The sequence below is a fragment of the Algoriphagus sp. 4150 genome (assembly GCF_031457395.1).
Taxonomy (GTDB): Bacteria; Bacteroidota; Bacteroidia; order Cytophagales; family Cyclobacteriaceae; genus Algoriphagus.
Genome location: NZ_JAVDWS010000014.1, coordinates 12,501 through 32,020, shown reverse-complemented (window position 1 = coordinate 32,020; position 19,520 = coordinate 12,501). Strand labels below are relative to the sequence as shown.

Here is a 19,520-nt window from a genome sequence, read left to right as displayed (position 1 = left end):
AGCGATATGAAGTTTACCTTAGCCCATCAAGATTCCAAAAGTAAAGCCAGAGCAGGTGTAGTGAAAACCGATCATGGTGATATCCAAACTCCTATTTTCATGCCTGTAGGTACTGCGGGTTCTGTGAAGGCGGTTCACCAGCGGGAATTGGATCAGGACGTCAAGGCTCAAATCATACTTGGCAACACCTATCATCTGTATTTGCGACCCGGGCTCGATGTGCTTGAAAAAGCCGGCGGACTCCACAAATTCAATGGATGGGAGAAGCCCATCCTAACCGATAGCGGAGGTTATCAGGTTTTTTCACTTTCGGGTACCCGTAAAATCAAGGAAGATGGTGTGATGTTCAAGTCCCACATAGATGGTTCCAAGCATCATTTCACGCCGGAAAATGTCATGGATATCCAGCGGAGTATAGGCGCAGATATCATTATGGCTTTTGATGAATGTACTCCCTATCCCTGCGAATACGGCTATGCGAGGAATTCCATGGAGATGACCCACCGCTGGCTGACTCGCTGTATTGAACGTTTTGATGCCACTGAAGGGAAGTATGGGTACAACCAGACGCTTTTTCCTATTGTACAGGGATCTGTGTATAAGGATCTGCGCAAGCAAAGTGCCGAATTCATCGCTTCGACTAACCAGCAAGGTAATGCCATCGGCGGACTTTCAGTGGGAGAGCCGGCCGAAATGATGTATGAGATGACAGAGTTAGTCACTGATATTTTGCCTCAGGATAAGCCGAGATATTTGATGGGGGTGGGTACGCCTGCCAATATTTTGGAATGCATTGCCTTAGGTGTGGATATGTTTGACTGTGTGATGCCTACGCGAAATGCCAGAAATGGCATGCTATTCACCTCTGAGGGGTTCATCAATATTCGTAATGAAAAGTGGAAGGATGATTTTACCGGGATCGATCCGGCTATAGGAGGCTATGTGAGCACTTTTTATACCAAAGCATATTTGAGGCATCTGACGATCAGTAAGGAGATTTTGGCTGCGCAAATTGCGAGTATTCATAATCTGAGTTTTTACCTTTGGCTTGTAGGCCAGGCTAGGGAACATATCCTTGCAGGTGATTTTGCCGTTTGGAAAGATCAAATGGTTAAAAAAGTGAGTACCAGACTCTGATATGAAATCGAGCCTGCCTACCGTCAGGCACTGGGATGATTATCAGCCATGCGACCTGCCTGCCGCAGGCAGGGATTCCATAGCCTGCCCCGACTATTCGGGGTGACCGCTAAAAAACAATTATAAACACATGAAATCGAGCATGACGCAAGCGACACACAGAGGGATGATTATTCACCGAGCGAGATTCCATGTGACCGCTAAAAAACAATTATGATCACATGAAACTACTCGACAAGCTGATAATCAAGGATTTTCTCAAGACCTACTTTTTTGTAGTGGTCATGCTGGTTCTGGTAGTTTTGGTTTTGGATTTTACGGAAAAGAATGACACTTACATCAGAAATGAAGTGCCTTCCGGTGAGATCTTTAAATACATGATCAATTATGGTTTGTATTTGAACAATCTCTTGACCCCAATCACGGTTTTCATATCTGTTATTTTTATCACTTCCAAAATGGCAGGAAGAACGGAAATCATAGCGATACTGAGCAGTGGTGTAAGTTTTATGAGAATGCTTAGGCCTTTTCTTTTTGCTGCAAGCATGATCGGTGGTGCCAGTTTTTTATTGAACGGATGGGTTCTTCCCGGAGCTACTGCGGGGGTAACCAAATTCCGAATGACCTATCTGGACAAGGAGAAAACATCTTCAGAGTCCAATCTGCATATCAAAGTCGGAACAGAATCTTACGCTTACTTAAGCAGATTTTATACCACGGGGAATACGGGATATCATTTCACTCTAGAGACTATTAAAGATGGAGAATTACTAGCCAAGCTCTCAGCGGATCGAATAGAATGGGATACTGCCAAGCGGGCTTGGACTCTTCGTAAATGGAGACTACGGGAGCTAAAAGAATGGGGGGAAGTCTATACGGTTGGCGAAGACCTTGATACCACACTTTCTATTCGGCCGGAAGATTTTGATTTGCCCGAAAAGCACCATGAGACTTTGAAGCTTCCTGACTTGGGGAAGCAGATTAAGATATTGGAAGAGCGTGGAGCAGATAATGTCGAGTTTTATAAAATTGAGCGCTATGTGCGGTTTATGTCACCTTTTGCGGCAATAATTTTGACTTTTATCGGAGTGATCATGTCGGCAAGAAAAACCCGTGGAGGTTCCGGTTTCCAGATTGCGATGGGCTTTTTGCTTGCATTTGTTTACATCATCTTATTTATTCTGTCCAGAACTTTTGCTGAAAATGGCACCTCATATCCGATTTTTGCGGTTTGGCTGCCCAATATCATTTTTGCGGCAACCGGTCTTTTGCTCTATAAAACAGTTCCCCGATAAATGAACGCCACGATTAAGGATTACCTAATGCTCCATTTGATTGTACTCATATGGGGATTTACAGCTATTCTGGGATTGCTGATCAGTTTGCCGGCAATAGAATTGGTTTTTTACAGAACCTTGATTGCGGCTATGGGAGTGGCCATGTTGTTTTTGTTGAAAAAGAGAAATCTGCTCCTGTCTTTTCCGGACATGATCAAAGTCACGGGGGTAGGGTTTGTGATTGCAGTACACTGGATTCTGTTTTTTTGGTCAGCTCAAGTGTCCACTGCTTCCGTTTGTTTGGCAGGGATGGCGACTACCTCGCTGTGGACAGCCTTCGTGGAGCCATTGTTCAATAGAACCAAGATCAAATGGTATGAAGTAGGGCTTGGCCTGATGGTGATTTCCGGCTTGTTGGTGATTTTCAGCTTCGAATCGGGCTATTGGTTGGGGCTTAGTATGGCACTGGCTTCTTCTTTTTTTGCGGCAGTTTTCTCTGTACTGAATGGTAGGCTTGCCCATAAGCATAATCCTTATCAGATTACTTTTTATGAGATGGCAGGTGCATGCTTATTTACTGTATTATTTATGCCTATTTATTCCGGTTTCCTGACTGGGGAAGGATTGAATTTGACCTGGGCTGGCTATGACTGGTTTTGGCTTTTTGTTCTTGGTGGGGTTTGCACGGTGTATGCTTTTTCGGTCTCGGTGGAATTGATGAAGAGATTGTCGGTCTTTTCTATTAATCTGACGGTAAATCTGGAACCTGTTTATGGGATTGTATTGGCAGTGTTGATTTTTGGAGAAAGCGAAAAAATGACTCCACAGTTTTACTTGGGGACAGGGATCATTTTGATATCGGTGTTGAGCTATCCCGTTTTGAATTACTTGAATAAACGGAGGAAATCGGTACGGCCACTGGGATGAGAAAAATCTAGAGCGTAGTAATGTCCTTAAGCGTAGCAAGAGCCATAGTTAATTCCTCATTTGAAATTTCTCCTATTTTTTCGATCAGTCTATCTTTGGATAAGGACCGGATATGGAATACCATCAGTTCAGATTTCAGCTTCAAACCATTCTTTTGAGATGGTTCCAGAATTGGGTTTCCCTGATAATTTTTGACTTTGGAAGTCAAAGGCGCGGTAATCACCACCTGCAGGAATTTATTCATCAGATTCCCGCTAAGAATGACAACCGGCCTTCTGCCAGCCTGCTCGGATCCTATCACCGGGTTGAGGTCCGACATCCAGATCTCACCTTGCCTCATCTTCAATTTGTTTTAGGTAGTGCGCCATTCCTTCTTCCGCTACCAGAAGAATGTCATCGTCCTGAGCCGCCTGCTTATATGATTTGACATATTCAGCTCTCTTGAGGTGGTCGAGATAGAGATTGAGGGCATTTTCTACCAATTTGTTTTTTGGTAGAGAAAGCTTTTTGGCGTAATCTGCAAGCCGCTGAAGAAGATCATCGGGAAGAGTACTGGTGTAAGTAGCCATTGTGTTTTATATTTGTGTTTTACAAATATAAAACACAATAAAACAAGTACCAAGCTTGCTTTCAGTGTTTTATAATATTCCTTCAAACTTAAAATAGCGATCTTCCCATTCTATTGAAGGTGGTTTTTCCTCAAAAAGTCCAAAGACCGAAGAGCCGGAACCTGACATGGCAGCGTAATAGGCTCCATTTTCATAGAGTTTATTCTTTATAGCTGCAATTTCGGGGTGGTTGGGGAATATGCCGACTTCGAAGTCATTTATTAGCTCGTTTTTCCATCTGCTTTTATTCTTTAGAACTTCTTCGAGGGATGATTTTGGGGCAGTGGGAGTGATTCCTGCATAAGCTTCTTTGGTGCCGATGTGGATTCCGGGATTCACTAAGACTAAATGAGTCCTGGCAAGGTCTAATTCAATAGATTCCAATATCTCGCCTCTTCCTCTGGCAATTTTAGGTGTGTTTTCTATAAAGAAAGGACAGTCGCTTCCAAGTTGTGCTGCATATTCTTCCAAGAAGAAATCGTCTAAGATCAGGTCAAAGAGATTATTCATCAATTTCAATGCGAATGCGGCATCTGCAGACCCGCCTCCAAGACCGGCACCCATCGGGATGTTTTTATGTAAATGAATGCTCACATGAGGCAAGTTTGGAAAGTCTTTCTTCAGCAGCTGATAAGCTTTGAGAATGAGGTTGTCCTTGGTTTCCCCGGGGATTTCTAGTCCTGTGCTTTCAAAGCTCGTTTTTTTGGTGTTGATGATCATTTCCAGGGCGTCCGTAAGCGGTATTGGTACCATACAGCTCTCAATATCATGGTAACCGTCTTTTCTTTTAGCAGTGACATGTAGACCTAGGTTGATCTTAGCAGTTGGAAATGAAATCATTGAATTTGATGTTTGATCAAAATTAGAATAAATTTTAGGGGATAGTGGTTTTCCTCCATTGATAATTCGGTAAAAAATCTAGCATTTGTTGAAGGAAATGTGGTATATCATTTTTCTTATTAAAAAAAAGAGAATAACTTTTGTTAATAATTGAGAAAATCAAAAATCAGTACAAAATTTTGAGAATCGAAATTTTAAACAAATCATTTGCTGGAAAACAGGGGAAAACTGAGGGTGAAGGGAACTTATATTTTGAAAAAATAAAATTTTCATACATTTTTTATCTGAGATACTTGAAAAATGTAAAATTAAATATTGTAAGTCTGAAAATTCGGTTTTAAGTTTGTCCTGTACTTCGGCATAGCGTCGAAGGTAAGCTCGAAAAACAGTATGTATAAAGTAGTCATTTTGCTAAGCGTAATTATTCTCATTGGATTTTAAATGTGAGGCACTAGACTATTCTTTATAATGAAATAAAAATAAATCTGAAGTGCCTCACTAACCCTGAGGCACTTTTTTTATACCCCATGAATATGACCCTGAAAAAACACAGTTGGGAAATAAGCGACAATCCTGAGCATCCGGCAGGCATGGCGATGTTGTATGCCACCGGAATGAGCGACAAGAAAATGAAACAGCCGTTTGTAGGGATAGCCAGTTGTGGCTATGAGAGTAACCCCTGCAATATGCACCTGAACGACTTTGCCGGTCTGATCAAAACCTCCTCACAGGAGTATGATCTGACCGGTTTGGTTTTTAATACCATAGGGATTTCTGATGGGACTACCATGGGTACATTGGGGATGCGCTATTCATTGGTCTCAAGAGAAGTGATCGCTGATTCCATAGAGTCATTTGTCATAGGACATTCTTTCGATGGCTGTGTGGCAGTAGCCGGATGTGACAAGAATATGCCGGGAGCTTTGATGGGGATGATCCGAACCGATAGACCGGGTATCTTGGTATATGGGGGTACGATAGCTTCGGGTAACTATAAGGGTGAAAAGTTGAATATAGTTTCTGCTTTTGAGGCCTTTGGTAAGCGGGTAAATGGAAATATCTCAGATGAGGATTATGATGGTGTCATCCGCAATGCATGTCCGGGAAAAGGTGCTTGTGGTGGAATGTATACCGCCAATACCATGTCTTCGGCTATAGAAGCAATGGGAATGTCTCTTCCTTATTCGGCTTCTTATCCTGCAAATTCTCCTGAGAAACTCAGAGAGTGCCGCGAGGTAAATAAGTACATGAGAGTGTTGCTGGAAAAAGATATCAAACCAAGTGATATCATTACCAGAAAAAGTATAGAGAATGCGGTTACCGTTGCAATTGCTTTGGGCGGGAGTACAAATGCAGTAATGCACATTATCGCAATAGCAAGAACAGCAGGTGTTGACTTTACTATTGAAGATTTTAAAGCCATCAATGCAAAGACTCCTATGATCGGTGATTTCAAGCCGTCGGGTAAATTCATGATGGAAGATTTGCATGAGCAGGGCGGTGTTCCCGCATTTATGAAGTACATGTTGATGAATGGCTTCTTACATGGAGACTGTATGACAGTGACAGGAAAGACATTGGAAGAAAACTTAAAAGACATAGAACCGGTCACAGTTTCTATGGTGAATGTGATCCATCCGTTGGAAACACCAATTAAAGCTACGGGGCACTTGTGTATTCTCGATGGTAATTTAGCCCCTGAGGGAGCTGTAGCTAAAATCACGGGTAAAGAAGGCAGTTCGTTTACCGGTCCCGCTCATGTATTTGATTCGGAACAGGAAGCAAATGATGCGATCCGTGATCACAAAGTGCAAAAAGGTGAAGTGCTTGTCATTAGAAATATAGGTCCAAAGGGCGGCCCGGGAATGCCGGAAATGCTGAAACCTACCTCCATGATTATCGGAGCTGGACTGGGAGCGGATGTGGCATTGATCACGGATGGAAGATTCTCAGGAGGTACCCACGGATTTGTAGTGGGGCACGTCACTCCGGAAGCTTGGAGCGGTGGTCCTATTGGATTAGTACAAAATGGAGATATTATCACCATAGATGCTGAAGGATTGAAGCTTTCAGTTGCGGTCTCTGATGAGGAATTGGCCGAAAGAAAAAAATCCTGGAAGCAGAAGGATATTTCTGACTTGCAGGGCACCTTAAAGAAATACAACAAATTAGTATCTACCGCATCCGAAGGTTGCGTAACAGACAAATTCTAAGCCCATGAAGGATTCAATGATAAGAGGAGCTGACATAGTTGTTAGGTCACTCATTGCCGAGAATGCGGAAATAATCTTCGGATATCCCGGAGGAGCAATAATGCCCGTTTACGATGCGCTGCATGATTATCATGATGAGCTAAGGCATGTACTCACACGCCATGAGCAGGGAGCGATTCACGCGGCTCAAGGATATGCCAGGGTGTCCGGAAAAGTTGGCGTCTGTCTGGCTACTTCAGGTCCGGGAGCGACCAATTTGATAACCGGTATGGCAGATGCACAAATAGATAGTACACCTTTGGTGTGTATTACGGGACAAGTCGCTTCACACTTGTTGGGGACGGATGCATTTCAGGAAACTGACGTAGTGGGTATATCAATGCCGGCTACTAAGTGGAATATCCAGGTAAGACGTGTGGAGGATATAGCGCCTGCAATAGCCAAGGGGTTTTATATTGCTAGATCAGGGAGACCGGGACCGGTGCTAATTGATATTACCAAGGATGCCCAGCAGGATTTTGGTCACTTCAATTATCAGCCATGCTTGGGCTTTCGGTCTTATAAAACACATATCCCGGTAGAGAAAACTGCTATTCAAGAAGCCTCATTCTTAATCAATATGGCCAAGAGACCTTATGTTCTATTTGGCCAAGGAGTTGTATTGGGAAAGGCGGAAGAGGAATTGAAGGCATTTTTGGAGAAATCCGGTATTCCTGCGGCATGTACTTTGCTGGGTTCGGGAGCATTGTCGGAGGATCATCCTAATTATGTGGGAAAACTTGGGATGCATGGAAATTATGCCCCAAATTTGCTGACTAATCAATGCGATGTTTTAATCGCCGTGGGAATGAGATTTGATGATCGTGTCACAGGTGATTTAAAGCGCTATGCAAAGCAGGCTAAGGTGATTCATTTGGAATTGGATCCCGCCGAAATCAATAAAAATGTGAAGTGCGAAGTTGCTGTTTTGGGAAGTTGTAAAGATAGTTTGGCATTATTGACAGCTGCGGTGAGAGAGAATTCATATCCGGAGTGGATGGCTAAGTTTAAGGAATTGGCTGATCAGGAAAGAGCAACCGTTATCGAACCTGATTTGACTCCTACAAAACCCGGCTTGACCATGGGAGAAGTGATCCACCAGATTAATAAATACAAAGCGGACGATGCGGTACTTGTAACTGACGTAGGGCAGCATCAGATGATATCCTGGAGATATTTCAACTATAAGAAGTCAAGAACACAAGTGACCTCCGGGGGACTTGGTACAATGGGTTTTGCACTTCCCGCTGCACTTGGAGCTCAGATGTATGATTTCTCCAGACAGGTGGTATGTGTAGTCGGCGATGGCGGTATTCAGATGACTATCCAGGAATTGGGGACCATTATGCAGACTAAAGCCCCTGTGAAGATTGTGTTGCTGAACAACAATTTCTTGGGAATGGTAAGACAATGGCAGCAAATGTTCTTTGACAAGCGCTACTCATTTACCGAGCTAGACAATCCTGATTTTATCAAAATAGCTGAGGCATATAGTATTCAAGCTCAAAAAGTCACAGAACGCGGTGATTTACAGGAAGCGATAGAAGATATGCTAATTCACGATGGACCTTATTTCCTCGAAGTGGTAGTGGAAAAAGAAGATAATGTATTCCCAATGATTGCCACTGGCTGTTCAGTGGAAGAGGTTAGACTTAGCTAAACCAACTCTATGAAACGATATACTATATTCGTTATTACCGAAAATTTCATCGGTATCCTTAACCGCATCACCATTATTTTTACCCGGAGAGGTATAAATATCGATGCACTTACAGCCTCCGAAAGTCGCTTGGAAGGAATTCACCGGATCACTATAGAGGTTACCGCTTCAGAAGACACGGTAATTCAGCTGGTCAATCAGATCGAGAAAATCATCGATGTGATCAAGGCATTTTACCATGAGGACGAAAGCGTTGTATATCAGGAGATTGCATTGTATAAAATTCCTGTATCGCGTCTAGATGGTGGGCTTGAGAAGGTCATTCGTCAGCATAATGCAAAAATCATCGCAGCGGAACCTGATTTTGTGGTGTTGGAATTGACAGGGCACAAGGAGCAGACTCAGGAATTACTTGAAATCCTAAAAGGCTACGGCCTCTTGGAATTTGCGAGATCAGGAAGAGTAGCTGTCGCAAAAAGAATGTTGACAATTGACAGTTTTGTCAAATAATAATAAACCAAATGAAGGATTCCACCGGAACCTATTAAACACTAGTAATAAATTATAAAAGCTCATGAAATTAAAATTCGGCTCAACAGAAGAAAACGTAGTAACTAGGGAAGAATTTCCACTGGAAAAAGCAAGAGAAGTACTCAAGGATGAAGTAATCGCAGTATTGGGTTATGGCGTTCAGGGTCCTGGTCAGGCACTTAACTTGAAAGACAACGGGTTCAATGTGATTGTAGGTCAGCGTAAAGGCTCCAAGACTTGGGACAAAGCCGTAGCTGATGGCTGGGTTCCCGGCGAGACACTTTTCGAATTGGAAGAAGCTTGCGAAAAAGGCACGATCCTTCAATTCCTTCTTTCTGATGCAGGGCAGATTGCGCTATGGCCAACTGTAAAAAAACACCTTACTCCGGGCAAGGCATTGTATTTCTCTCATGGTTTCGGAGTGACTTACAAAGACAAAACAGGTATCGTTCCTCCTGCTGACGTGGACGTGATTTTGGTAGCTCCAAAAGGTTCCGGTACTTCTTTGAGAAGAATGTTTGTAGAGGGTAGAGGATTGAATTCTTCTTATGCAATCTATCAGGACGGAACCGGCAAGGCAAAGGATCGTGTTGTAGCTCTTGGAATCGGTGTAGGTTCAGGATATTTGTTTGAGACAGATTTCTATCGTGAGGTAACTTCTGATTTGACAGGAGAAAGAGGTACCTTGATGGGTGCTATTCAAGGTATATTTGCAGCCCAGTACGAAGTGTTGAGATCAAATGGTCATACGCCTTCTGAGGCTTTCAACGAAACAGTGGAAGAATTGACTCAGTCTTTGATGCCATTGGTAGCTGAAAACGGAATGGACTGGATGTATGCAAACTGCTCTACTACTGCTCAGAGAGGAGCTTTGGATTGGTGGAAGCCTTTCAGAGATGCTACTAAGCCGGTGTTCGAAGAGTTGTATAACAGTGTAAAAACCGGACAAGAGGCTCAGAAGTCAATTGACTCTAACTCTAAAGAAGATTACAGAGTGAAATTGGAAGCTGAATTGAAAGAATTGAGAGATTCTGAAATGTGGCAGGCAGGTGCTGTCGTCCGTCAATTGAGACCAGAAAATAACTAATATAAAACCCCCAAGAATTATGAGTGAGAAGCTATGGATATTTGATACTACCCTGAGAGATGGGGAGCAAGTACCCGGGTGTCAGCTGAATACCCAGGAGAAAATTGTGGTAGCAAAAGCACTGGAAGAACTAGGTGTAGATATTATCGAAGCTGGATTTCCAATTTCAAGTCCGGGAGATTTCAATTCTGTGCTCGAGATTTCAAAGGCAGTTTCAAACCCGATTATCTGTGCCCTCTCCAGAGCTGTTGAGAAAGATATCGAAGTAGCGGCTCAGTCCCTCAAATTCGCGAAGAAAGGCCGTATCCATACCGGTATTGGTGTTTCTCCTTATCATATTCAATACAAACTGCGCTCTACCCCCGAGGATATTATTGCCCGGGGTGTAGCGGCAGTCAAATTTGCCAGAAGATTTGTGGATGATGTGGAGTTTTACGCTGAAGATGCCGGTAGAGCTGAGCCTGACTTCTTAAATAAGATCATTGAAGAAGTGATCAAAGCCGGAGCTACTGTGGTCAATATACCGGATACTACCGGGTATTGTCTCCCTGAGCAATACGGAGCCATTATCGCCAGTTTGAAGAATAACGTTCCGAATATAGACAAAGCTATCATTGCTACCCATTGTCACAATGACCTTGGTATGGCTACTGCCAATACCGTGGCAGGTGTGCAACATGGAGCACGTCAAGTGGAAGTGACCATCAACGGCATTGGCGAACGGGCAGGCAATACATCCATGGAAGAAGTGGTGATGGCTATCAAATGCCATAAGTCAATCGAAGTCCATACCGATATTGTTACTCCAAAAATTTACAATACGAGCCGCTTGGTTTCCAAATTGATGAATATGCCTGTACAGCCCAATAAGGCTATTGTAGGCAGAAATGCATTTGCACATTCATCGGGAATCCACCAAGATGGGGTATTGAAACATAGAGAGAATTATGAAATCATCGACCCTAAAGATGTCGGAGTTGCAGAATCTACCATTGTCCTTACAGCGCGGTCCGGTCGTGCAGCATTGAAGCACCACTTGGATGCTTTGGGAGTAGAATTGGAAGGAGAAGCACTTCGCGAGGTGTACGAAGCGTTTTTGATTCTTGCAGATAGTAAGAGAGACATCGGAAGAAAAGATCTTCTTGGTTTGGTGGGGAAATACATGGAGGAGTCCAATTTCATTGAATTGGGAAAAGTCACCTATTCTTCTAATGGAACTATCCAAGCTCAGGTGGAACTGAAAATCGGTGATGAATCCCACACTTCTACAGCACATGGAAATGGCCCTGTAGATGCAGTATTAAAAGCAATTGATAAAATCGCCAAGCCGGCAGTGGATTTGGAAGAGTTTCTGATCCAAGCGATTACCCATGGCAGCGATGATGTGGCCAAAGTCCACATGAGATTAATCAAAGGAGACAAGCCTTACTACGGTTTTGCCTCTAATACAGACATCGTCTTGGCTTCAGCTCAGGCTTTCGTCGATGCACTTAATAAAATCCCGGTCAAAGAATATGCGACCGCATAATTATGGAAAAGACAACATTATTCGATAAAATCTGGGATGCCCATGTGGTGAAATCAGTTCCTTCCGGTCCTGATGTTTTCTTCATAGATAAGCATTTTATCCATGAAGTGACCTCGCCTGTAGCATTCCTTAATCTGGAGAAGCGCGGAATAGGAGTGAAAAATCCTTACCGTACAGTTGCTACTCCTGATCATAACGTACCGACGGTAGACCAGGACAAGACGATCAAGGACAAACTTTCCAGAATGCAAGTGGAAAGACTTCGTGAGAACTGCGCCAAGTATGGCATTGAGCTTCACGATTTGGGTTCTGCACATCATGGCATCGTTCACGTAATCGGCCCAGAGCTTGGCATCACCCAGCCGGGAATGACCATTGTATGTGGAGATAGTCATACTTCCACACATGGTGCTTTTGGAGCGATTGCTTTTGGTATTGGTACTTCAGAGGTCGAAATGGTTTTGGCAACGCAGTGTATTATGCAGTCCAAAGCCAAAAAAATGAGAATCACCATCGATGGAGTAGCAGGCAAGGGCGTAACTTCAAAAGATTTGATTCTTTATGTTATCGCTCAGATTTCTGCAGCAGGTGCTACCGGATACTTTGTAGAATATGCAGGGTCAGCCATCCAAAGTCTTTCTATGGAAGCTAGAATGACTGTGTGCAACATGTCTATTGAAATGGGGGCACGTGGTGGTTTGATAGCACCTGATGAGACTACTTTCGAATACCTAAAAGGTAAACAATATGCACCTAAAGGCGAAGAATGGGACAAGGCTGTGGCGTATTGGAAAACACTGAAAACCGATGAGGGTGCTGTTTTTGATAAAGAATATCACTTCGATGCTGCGGATATCGAGCCGATGATCACTTATGGTACCAATCCTGGTATGGGTATCAAAGTGAAGGGAAATATCCCAACGACCGAAGGAATGGAAGGAAGTAACAAAACTTCTTATCTTAAATCGTTGGCCTATATGGGCTTTGAGCCGGGCGAAGCAATCAAGGGTAAAAAAGTTGACTATGTATTCGTAGGATCTTGTACCAATGGACGTATAGAGGATATTCGCTCTGTGGCGGCTTTTGTAAAAGGACATAAGAAAGCAGACAATATTACTGCTTGGATAGTACCAGGCTCCCGTGAAGTAGAGAAAATGGCACATGAAGAGGGGTTGGTGAAAATATTGGAGGATGCGGGATTTGAACTTCGGCAGCCGGGATGCTCAGCATGTCTGGCGATGAACGATGATAAGATTCCATCAGGAAAATACGCAGTATCTACTTCCAACAGAAACTTTGAAGGCCGTCAGGGACCAGGTGCACGCACCATGCTCGCCTCTCCACTGACCGTAGCAGCGGTAGCCGTAAGAGGTGAGATCTGCGACCCAAGAGAAGTTTTCGAGAACTAAAGATGGACATGGGAATTTTACAACTACATTAAAAAGTAGAGTCTGTAATCTTCCAATCTTCCAATTTTCCAATCTTTCAATTATTAAAAAAATGGCTTACGATAAATTTACTGTACTCACGAGCACTGCGGTTCCTTTACCTACGGATAACGTGGATACAGATCAAATCATCCCCGCCCGATTCCTGAAGGCTACCGAGCGTGAAGGTTTCGGAGACAATCTTTTCCGTGACTGGAGATACGATGTGGAGGGAAATCCAAAAAAGGATTTTGTCCTGAACGACCCTACTTACAGTGGCAAAATCTTGGTTTCAGGAAGAAATTTCGGTTCAGGATCCAGCCGTGAGCATGCAGTTTGGGCAATTTATGATTACGGTTTTAGATGCGTGGTTTCTAGCTTTTTCGCAGATATCTTCAAGAACAACTGCTTAAACATTGGAGTGTTGCCAGTGACAGTTTCTCCTGAATTTGCGGACAAATTGCTTGAGACAATTACAGCTAATCCTGCTACTACGATCACAGTGGATATTCCTTCTCAGAAGATTACCTTGGATTCTACCGGAGAATCTGAATCTTTTGACATCAACGAATACAAGAAAGACAACATGCAGAACGGCTTCGACGACATCGACTATTTATTAAATATGTCGGATGAAATAGATGCATTTGCAGCGAATAAATAAGTGAAAATGACCGCAGGGAAGCGCATTGAAATAATGGATACAACGCTGAGGGATGGTGAACAGACCTCAAGCGTTTCCTTTTTGCCTTCTGAAAAGCTGCAAATCGCCAAACTTTTGCTGGATGAATTGAAGGTGGATAGAATAGAGGTGGCTTCAGCGAGAGTTTCAGACGGTGAATTGGAAGGAGTGAAGAAAATCACCCATTGGGCAGCCGAAAAAGGTTACTTGGATCGGGTGGAGGTTTTGGGTTTTGTGGATACTCCTGCTTCGGTGGATTGGCTTCTGAAAGCCGGTGCCAAAGTAATGAATCTATTGACTAAAGGCTCTCACAATCACCTGATTCATCAGCTGAAAAAAACACAGGAGGAACATTTCCAAGATATTCAAAAGAGTATATCCTATGCTCAGGAAAACGGGATCGATGTAAATGTGTATTTGGAGGATTGGTCAAATGGCATGCGTAATTCTCAGGAATATACGCTTGCTCTGATTGAATTCTTAACCACTTTACCGGTAAAGAGAATTATGCTTCCGGATACATTGGGGTTACTTTCTCCGGAGGAGACTAAGGATTTTTTCATCCAGATCTCCACAAAGTTCCCGGATGCACATTTTGATTTTCATGCGCATAATGATTATGACCTTTCCGTCGCGAATGTGATGGAAGCGATTATGTACGGGGCTTCAGGTATTCATACCACTGTGAATGGACTGGGCGAGCGGGCTGGAAATGCTCCCTTGGAGTCTGTTGTCGCTGTAATCAAGGATTTCACTGATCTACAAATCAATGTGCAGGAGCAGAAAATCTATCGTGTCAGCAAATTGGTAGAACAATTTTCCGGTCAGCATATTCCAGCCAATAAGCCGGTGGTAGGTGAAAATGTCTTTACCCAAACAGCAGGCATTCATGCTGACGGGGATAATAAGAAGAATCTTTACTTCAACGATTTACTTCCTGAGCGCTTTGGGCGCCAACGGAAATATGCCCTTGGCAAGACTTCCGGTAAAGCCAATATTCTAAAGAACCTCGAAGAACTTGGGATTTCTTTGGAAAAGGATGAACTCACCAAAGTAACCCAGCGGATCATCGAGCTCGGTGATAAAAAGGAGCGTGTGACCACGGAGGATTTGCCTTACATCATATCAGATGTATTGCAGAACAATTCCATCTCTAAGAATATCCATATCGAAGGCTATCATATGACGCATTCCAAAGGCTTGAAGCCTTCGGTGCAACTGAGGTTGAATATCTACGGAAAATCTTACGACGCTACAGCCACCGGAGATGGGCAGTATGATTCTTTCATGCGAGCGGTCAAAAAAATCTATAAGTCACGTAAGAGACAACTCCCTAAGTTGATTGATTACCACGTTTCCATTCCCCCGGGAGGAAAAACGGATGCTTTTGTAGAGACTGTCATCACGTGGGATTATGGGAAAATATTCAAAACAAAAGGGCTTGATCCCGACCAAACAGTGGCTGCGATGATGGCCACAGAGAAAATGCTGAACATCGTCGAATCTTTTAATCAAACACCAACGAAAGAAGAATCCAAGTTTTATGGAAATGAATATCGCGCTGTTGCCGGGTGACGGCATCGGACCTGAAGTAATCGACCAGGCTGTAAAAGTAGTGAAAGCTATCGGCCAAAAATTCGGACACAAAATCACTTTTACAGAAGCAGTAGTGGGAGCTGCGGCTATTGATGCCACCGGTGAGCCTTATCCGGATTCTACTCACGAGATCGCAGCTGCTTCTGATGCGGTTCTTTTCGGAGCCATAGGTGACCCTAAATATGATAATGATCCAAAGGCAAAAGTTCGTCCGGAGCAGGGATTATTGCTTATGCGTCAGAAATTGGGCTTGTTTGCCAATGTTCGCCCCACCTTTACCTTCCCTTCGCTGGTGCATAAGTCTCCGTTGAAGTTGGATCGTGTAGATGGCGTTGACTTTGTGTTTTTCAGAGAATTGACCGGAGGGATTTACTTCGGAGAGCCTAGAGGAAGAAATGAGCAAGGAACCAAAGCATTTGATACCAATGTGTACAGCAAGCATGAGATTGTACGCTTGGCAAGAATGGGATTCGAAGCTGCGCAGAAAAGAAGGAAATTACTCACCTGTGTGGATAAAGCGAATGTAATGGCTACTTCCAGACTTTGGAGAGAAACCGTACAGGAGCTTGCTCCTGAATATCCGGATGTGAAAGTAGAATATGAATTTGTAGATGCAGTAGCGATGCGCTTGATCCAGTGGCCAAAAGCTTACGATGTATTGATCACCGAGAACTTGTTTGGGGATATTTTGACAGATGAAGCTTCTGTGATTTCAGGTTCTATGGGCTTGATGCCATCTGCATCTTTGGGTACTTCGATCAAGTTATTCGAACCTATTCACGGTTCATATCCTCAGGCGGCCGGAAAAGATATTGCCAATCCATTGGCTACGGTGCTTTCTGCAGCGATGATGTTTGATTATGCATTTGATCTGAAAGAAGAAGCGCAGTTGATTTCAGACGTAGTGAATCTATCTCTTGAAGAAGGTTATGTAACGGAAGATATCGCTGACGGTGGCACAGCTTACAAGACTTCTGAAGTTGGCGACTGGCTGGCAGCGAAGATTTTGGCTTAAGATAAAGCCAGTAAAAATTGGCTGTTCGAGATTTGTAATCTCGAACTTCACCAAAGACCACCTCAGGAATGGGGTGGTCTTTTTAATGATTTTAGAATTTCTTCGATTTTGAGCAATCGAGAATTTATGTGACTTTTCGTTTTATCCTTTTTTATTTGATAGAAAACATAGAGGCCAACTATAAGACAGAAAAGTATAAAAATGAGGTAAATAATAGGAGGTACACCTTCTACATGGTGTGGTGTAGAAGCCCAACTTTTGCTAGGGTTTAAATCATTCATATCAGCTATTATTCTTCACCAATTCATTCACTAAAATATCCTCATCTATCAGAGACCAGTGAACTCTATAGCCTGAGGGGGAGATTTTCATTTGTCCCAGCACTCAAAAATGGTACTAGAAGCTGTATTTAATTGGAGGCTATTTCCTCCAGTGTGAAGCCTTTAAACGGGTATGTATGCCCCCCATAGTAAGCAACATAGGTTTTAGAAAAGACTCATTAGGCTTATTTCCGGTCTGAAAATCTTTATGATCAACTATATTAAAAGCATTTAAAAAACCTATGCAGCGAAGCCAACTAAAAGATATTTGAAAATGTGGAACAAACCCATAAAGCCTAAAGAGTTCCAATAGATGAAATCCAGATGGATATTTATGGAAACTCCAAGCCTATTTCTTCTTAATAAATGTTCCTTGAACGTAGAAACTTTTTTGCCCTTCCAATCCAAACTTATAATTCCATCTGCTTTGAGTTTTTTGGCTTCAAGATAAAGTTTTGATTTTGCAATATTTTCTGTTTCATTCATTAGATTAGATTCATTTTTAAAAGATTTTATGATCTCATACTCTAATTCAGGAGGTTTTTCAAGCCAAAGAAATAAATTGTCAGTTTTAAAAATTCTTTCAGATAGTACCTCAATTTGAATTTTCAATTCAAGCTTTTCTGTTTCGTTTTCTGTTTGATGAAGGTCACGAAACAAATTTTCAAGCCTAGTAGTCAAATAAAGTAATTCTTGATTCAGAACCTCTATTTCTTTTTCATGTTGAAGTTCTTCTCTAGCCTGTGATTCAATTTTTAATCTTTCTTTTTCTTTTTCAATCCTACTTCTTTCATCATTGTTACCTGAGCAGGAAAAAATGAAAAGGGAGAATAGTAAGAACAATATATTTTTCATTAGAATGAGTTTTTACTTTTTGAATTTACAAAATAGAGCTGGGATATTATTTGTGAATGCTCTGTTTTGTTATAATCTGTACCTTATTTATGGAATTAATTGACTTTACAGAGTTGTTCGCTTTCTGCATCGGAATATTAACTTTGGAGTTTACAACCTGAATTTCCATTTCCTTGCAATCCCGTCCATTCTCCTACCTCTTTTCCATTTCCTACTACGGGGCCCGATATAAAGGCTGGGCACCGCAGCCTAATCAGCAGACTGTGCAGCGGAGATTGGAACGGGTGCTTCGCCATGTGCTCGGCCATGCGGATTTTTCCCTGATCGGGGCAAGTCGTACAGATTCCGGAGTTTCTTGTATCGGCGGATATGTACAGGTTTTCCTCCGGGAAAAAGTAGAAATGAACTCACTTCTGCCCGAGTTCAACCTTCATCTTCCGCAGGATATTCAGTTGAATTCTGTACAAGAAGTTTTGGCCAGCTTCAATCTGATCCAGTCTGTCAGCCAGAAAACGTATCGTTATTATTTCGCGAATTCCATAGATTTTCATCCTTTTGCTTCAGCTTTTGCAGTCAATATATCCGAAGAGTTGAATTGGGAAGCAATGAAGGAAGCTTGCCAAATGTTTATCGGGAATCATGACTTTCGAGCGTTTTGCAAGCCTTCGGAGAACAAGACGGATTACATACGAGAGGTGCTTTCGGCTGGAATTTTTACATCAAGAGAATTTCTCGGTCAGTTTTTTCCGCAGGAAATCTACTACTTCGAAATCACCGGAAAAGGTTTTCTGCATCATCAAGTTCGGATGATGATGTCAGCTCTTTGGCAAATAGGCAAAGGAGAAATGGAGCTTTCAGAAATTACTCAGCGATTTAAATCTCCGAATGAATTTGAAAAATTACCTCCTGCTCCCGCAAATGGCTTGGTGCTTTGGGAGACGGTGTTGAACAACCTTTGAGGTCTTTTTTTTGACCTCGAAGGTTTGAGTTGAAGATTTGATCTCTTAGAATTCCTTTGGGGTTTTCAAAACCCCAAAGGTCTCACCTCAAAATCTATCGTTGTCCTGCTTCTCCAGAAGCTGGACTCTGTAGACTGCCACACTTCGACTCTGGTCTGGGGGACTAAATCAGGCGAGTTAACCTTAAAACCTTCGAGGAGACCCTTCGACTTCGCTCAGGGTGACACCTCAAAGGTTGCAAATATCCTCAAAGCTTCATTTCAAACACATAATCATCCATCACATAACCATTTCCTATGTCGATGATTTCCTCTTTAATCTTTATAAAGCCCAAGTATTCGTAGAACTCAATCGCTCCTTGATTGTATTTATTTACATTCAGCAGGAGGCTGGTTTGTCCATTTTCCAGAGCAATCTCTTTGATGGCATTGATCAATTTCTTTCCAATCCCTTTTCCTTGGGCAGTAGGTAGAATATAAATCTTATGAATTTTAGTCTTTCCCGGTTCCTGATTGAATTCAAAACCTGCAAACCCAAGCTTTTCCCCATCTTCTTCTGCAAAATAAAATAGGTATCCATCGCTTGCCTGTTGCTCAAGTGTGCTCAAACTATACATCCAATTAAGCATGTAATCGATTTGCTCCGGACTAAGTATTGTACCAAAAGTGTCGGGCCAAGTTCGATACGCAATATTTTGAACGATTTTCAACTCTTCTTTGGCTGCGGGAATTATCTGAATCATAAATGGTGAATTTTAAAAGCCAATTTATTCCGATTGTCTCTAAAAAAAGAAACCGAGTCCCATTTTTTGAGGACTCG

At 42.6% G+C, this 19,520-nt stretch carries 19 protein-coding genes; 13 read left to right on the top strand and 6 right to left on the bottom strand.

The window, feature by feature from the left end:
* Positions 1 to 6: 6 nt before the first annotated feature.
* The 3 genes from tgt (at position 7) to J2X69_RS16690 (ending at position 3,341) form a co-directional block, all read left to right on the top strand.
* Positions 7 to 1,137, top strand: coding sequence for a tRNA guanosine(34) transglycosylase Tgt (gene tgt / locus J2X69_RS16700; RefSeq protein WP_310105772.1), 1,131 nt, complete (start codon positions 7 to 9; stop codon positions 1,135 to 1,137).
* Positions 1,138 to 1,358: 221 nt separating this feature from the next.
* Positions 1,359 to 2,432, top strand: coding sequence for an LptF/LptG family permease (locus tag J2X69_RS16695; protein WP_310105770.1), 1,074 nt, complete (start codon positions 1,359 to 1,361; stop codon positions 2,430 to 2,432).
* On the top strand, positions 2,433 to 3,341 hold the full coding sequence (locus J2X69_RS16690) for a DMT family transporter (protein WP_310105768.1): 909 nt from the start codon (positions 2,433 to 2,435) through the stop codon (positions 3,339 to 3,341).
* Between the two features lie 7 nt (positions 3,342 to 3,348).
* On the opposite strand, the gene J2X69_RS16685 is transcribed toward J2X69_RS16690, so the two are convergent.
* The 3 genes from J2X69_RS16685 to ispE all read right to left on the bottom strand — a co-directional run bounded on the left by J2X69_RS16685 (position 3,349) and on the right by ispE (position 4,789).
* On the bottom strand, positions 3,349 to 3,681 hold the full coding sequence (locus J2X69_RS16685) for a type II toxin-antitoxin system PemK/MazF family toxin (RefSeq protein WP_310105767.1): 333 nt from the start codon (positions 3,679 to 3,681) through the stop codon (positions 3,349 to 3,351).
* Positions 3,668 to 3,910 carry a ribbon-helix-helix domain-containing protein gene (locus J2X69_RS16680; RefSeq protein ID WP_310105765.1) on the bottom strand — a complete coding sequence of 81 codons (243 nt, stop codon included), beginning with the start codon at positions 3,908 to 3,910 and terminating at the stop codon, positions 3,668 to 3,670. Before J2X69_RS16680 ends, J2X69_RS16685 begins: the two co-directional genes overlap by 14 nt.
* Before the next feature lie 69 nt (positions 3,911 to 3,979).
* Positions 3,980 to 4,789: a 4-(cytidine 5'-diphospho)-2-C-methyl-D-erythritol kinase gene (ispE, locus tag J2X69_RS16675; RefSeq protein ID WP_310105763.1), complete on the bottom strand. Its 810-nt coding sequence runs from the start codon at positions 4,787 to 4,789 to the stop codon at positions 3,980 to 3,982.
* A 533-nt stretch (positions 4,790 to 5,322) separates the two neighbouring features.
* Here ispE and ilvD point away from each other — a divergent pair.
* The 9 genes from ilvD (at position 5,323) to leuB (ending at position 16,567) form a co-directional block, all read left to right on the top strand.
* Positions 5,323 to 7,002, top strand: a complete 1,680-nt coding sequence (ilvD, locus tag J2X69_RS16670) for a dihydroxy-acid dehydratase (protein ID WP_310105761.1) — start codon at positions 5,323 to 5,325, stop codon at positions 7,000 to 7,002.
* Between the two features lie 4 nt (positions 7,003 to 7,006).
* Complete coding sequence (gene ilvB, locus J2X69_RS16665) at positions 7,007 to 8,701, top strand: biosynthetic-type acetolactate synthase large subunit (protein WP_310105759.1); 1,695 nt, start codon at positions 7,007 to 7,009, stop codon at positions 8,699 to 8,701.
* Between the two features lie 9 nt (positions 8,702 to 8,710).
* Positions 8,711 to 9,211 carry an acetolactate synthase small subunit gene (gene ilvN, locus J2X69_RS16660; RefSeq protein ID WP_310105757.1) on the top strand — a complete coding sequence of 167 codons (501 nt, stop codon included), beginning with the start codon at positions 8,711 to 8,713 and terminating at the stop codon, positions 9,209 to 9,211.
* A gap of 64 nt (positions 9,212 to 9,275) precedes the next feature.
* Positions 9,276 to 10,319, top strand: a complete 1,044-nt coding sequence (ilvC, locus tag J2X69_RS16655) for a ketol-acid reductoisomerase (protein ID WP_310105755.1) — start codon at positions 9,276 to 9,278, stop codon at positions 10,317 to 10,319.
* 19 nt (positions 10,320 to 10,338) lie between these two features.
* Positions 10,339 to 11,847 (top strand): 2-isopropylmalate synthase, encoded by a 1,509-nt coding sequence (locus J2X69_RS16650; protein WP_310105753.1) that lies wholly within the window; start codon positions 10,339 to 10,341, stop codon positions 11,845 to 11,847.
* A gap of 2 nt (positions 11,848 to 11,849) precedes the next feature.
* Positions 11,850 to 13,256 carry a 3-isopropylmalate dehydratase large subunit gene (leuC, locus tag J2X69_RS16645; protein ID WP_310105750.1) on the top strand — a complete coding sequence of 469 codons (1,407 nt, stop codon included), beginning with the start codon at positions 11,850 to 11,852 and terminating at the stop codon, positions 13,254 to 13,256.
* 91 nt (positions 13,257 to 13,347) lie between these two features.
* Positions 13,348 to 13,938, top strand: coding sequence for a 3-isopropylmalate dehydratase small subunit (leuD, locus tag J2X69_RS16640; RefSeq protein WP_310105749.1), 591 nt, complete (start codon positions 13,348 to 13,350; stop codon positions 13,936 to 13,938).
* Between the two features lie 6 nt (positions 13,939 to 13,944).
* On the top strand, positions 13,945 to 15,531 hold the full coding sequence (locus J2X69_RS16635; protein ID WP_310105747.1) for an alpha-isopropylmalate synthase regulatory domain-containing protein: 1,587 nt from the start codon (positions 13,945 to 13,947) through the stop codon (positions 15,529 to 15,531).
* A complete protein-coding gene (leuB, locus tag J2X69_RS16630) occupies positions 15,500 to 16,567 on the top strand; it encodes a 3-isopropylmalate dehydrogenase (protein ID WP_310105745.1) in 1,068 nt (355 codons plus the stop codon). The genes J2X69_RS16635 and leuB overlap by 32 nt, the downstream gene beginning before the upstream one ends.
* A 282-nt stretch (positions 16,568 to 16,849) precedes the next feature.
* Here leuB and J2X69_RS24870 read toward each other — a convergent pair whose 3' ends face one another.
* Both J2X69_RS24870 and J2X69_RS16625 read right to left on the bottom strand, forming a co-directional pair.
* Complete coding sequence (locus tag J2X69_RS24870; protein ID WP_409014433.1) at positions 16,850 to 16,939, bottom strand: hypothetical protein; 90 nt, start codon at positions 16,937 to 16,939, stop codon at positions 16,850 to 16,852.
* A 188-nt stretch (positions 16,940 to 17,127) separates the two neighbouring features.
* Positions 17,128 to 17,742, bottom strand: coding sequence for a hypothetical protein (locus tag J2X69_RS16625; RefSeq protein WP_310105743.1), 615 nt, complete (start codon positions 17,740 to 17,742; stop codon positions 17,128 to 17,130).
* A 173-nt stretch (positions 17,743 to 17,915) separates the two neighbouring features.
* Between J2X69_RS16625 and truA the strand changes: the two genes are divergently transcribed.
* Complete coding sequence (gene truA / locus J2X69_RS16620; RefSeq protein ID WP_310105741.1) at positions 17,916 to 18,701, top strand: tRNA pseudouridine(38-40) synthase TruA; 786 nt, start codon at positions 17,916 to 17,918, stop codon at positions 18,699 to 18,701.
* A 247-nt stretch (positions 18,702 to 18,948) separates the two neighbouring features.
* On the opposite strand, the gene J2X69_RS16615 is transcribed toward truA, so the two are convergent.
* Entirely contained in the window at positions 18,949 to 19,443 is a 495-nt protein-coding gene (locus tag J2X69_RS16615) for a GNAT family N-acetyltransferase (RefSeq protein ID WP_310105738.1), read from the bottom strand.
* Positions 19,444 to 19,520: the final 77 nt, after the last annotated feature.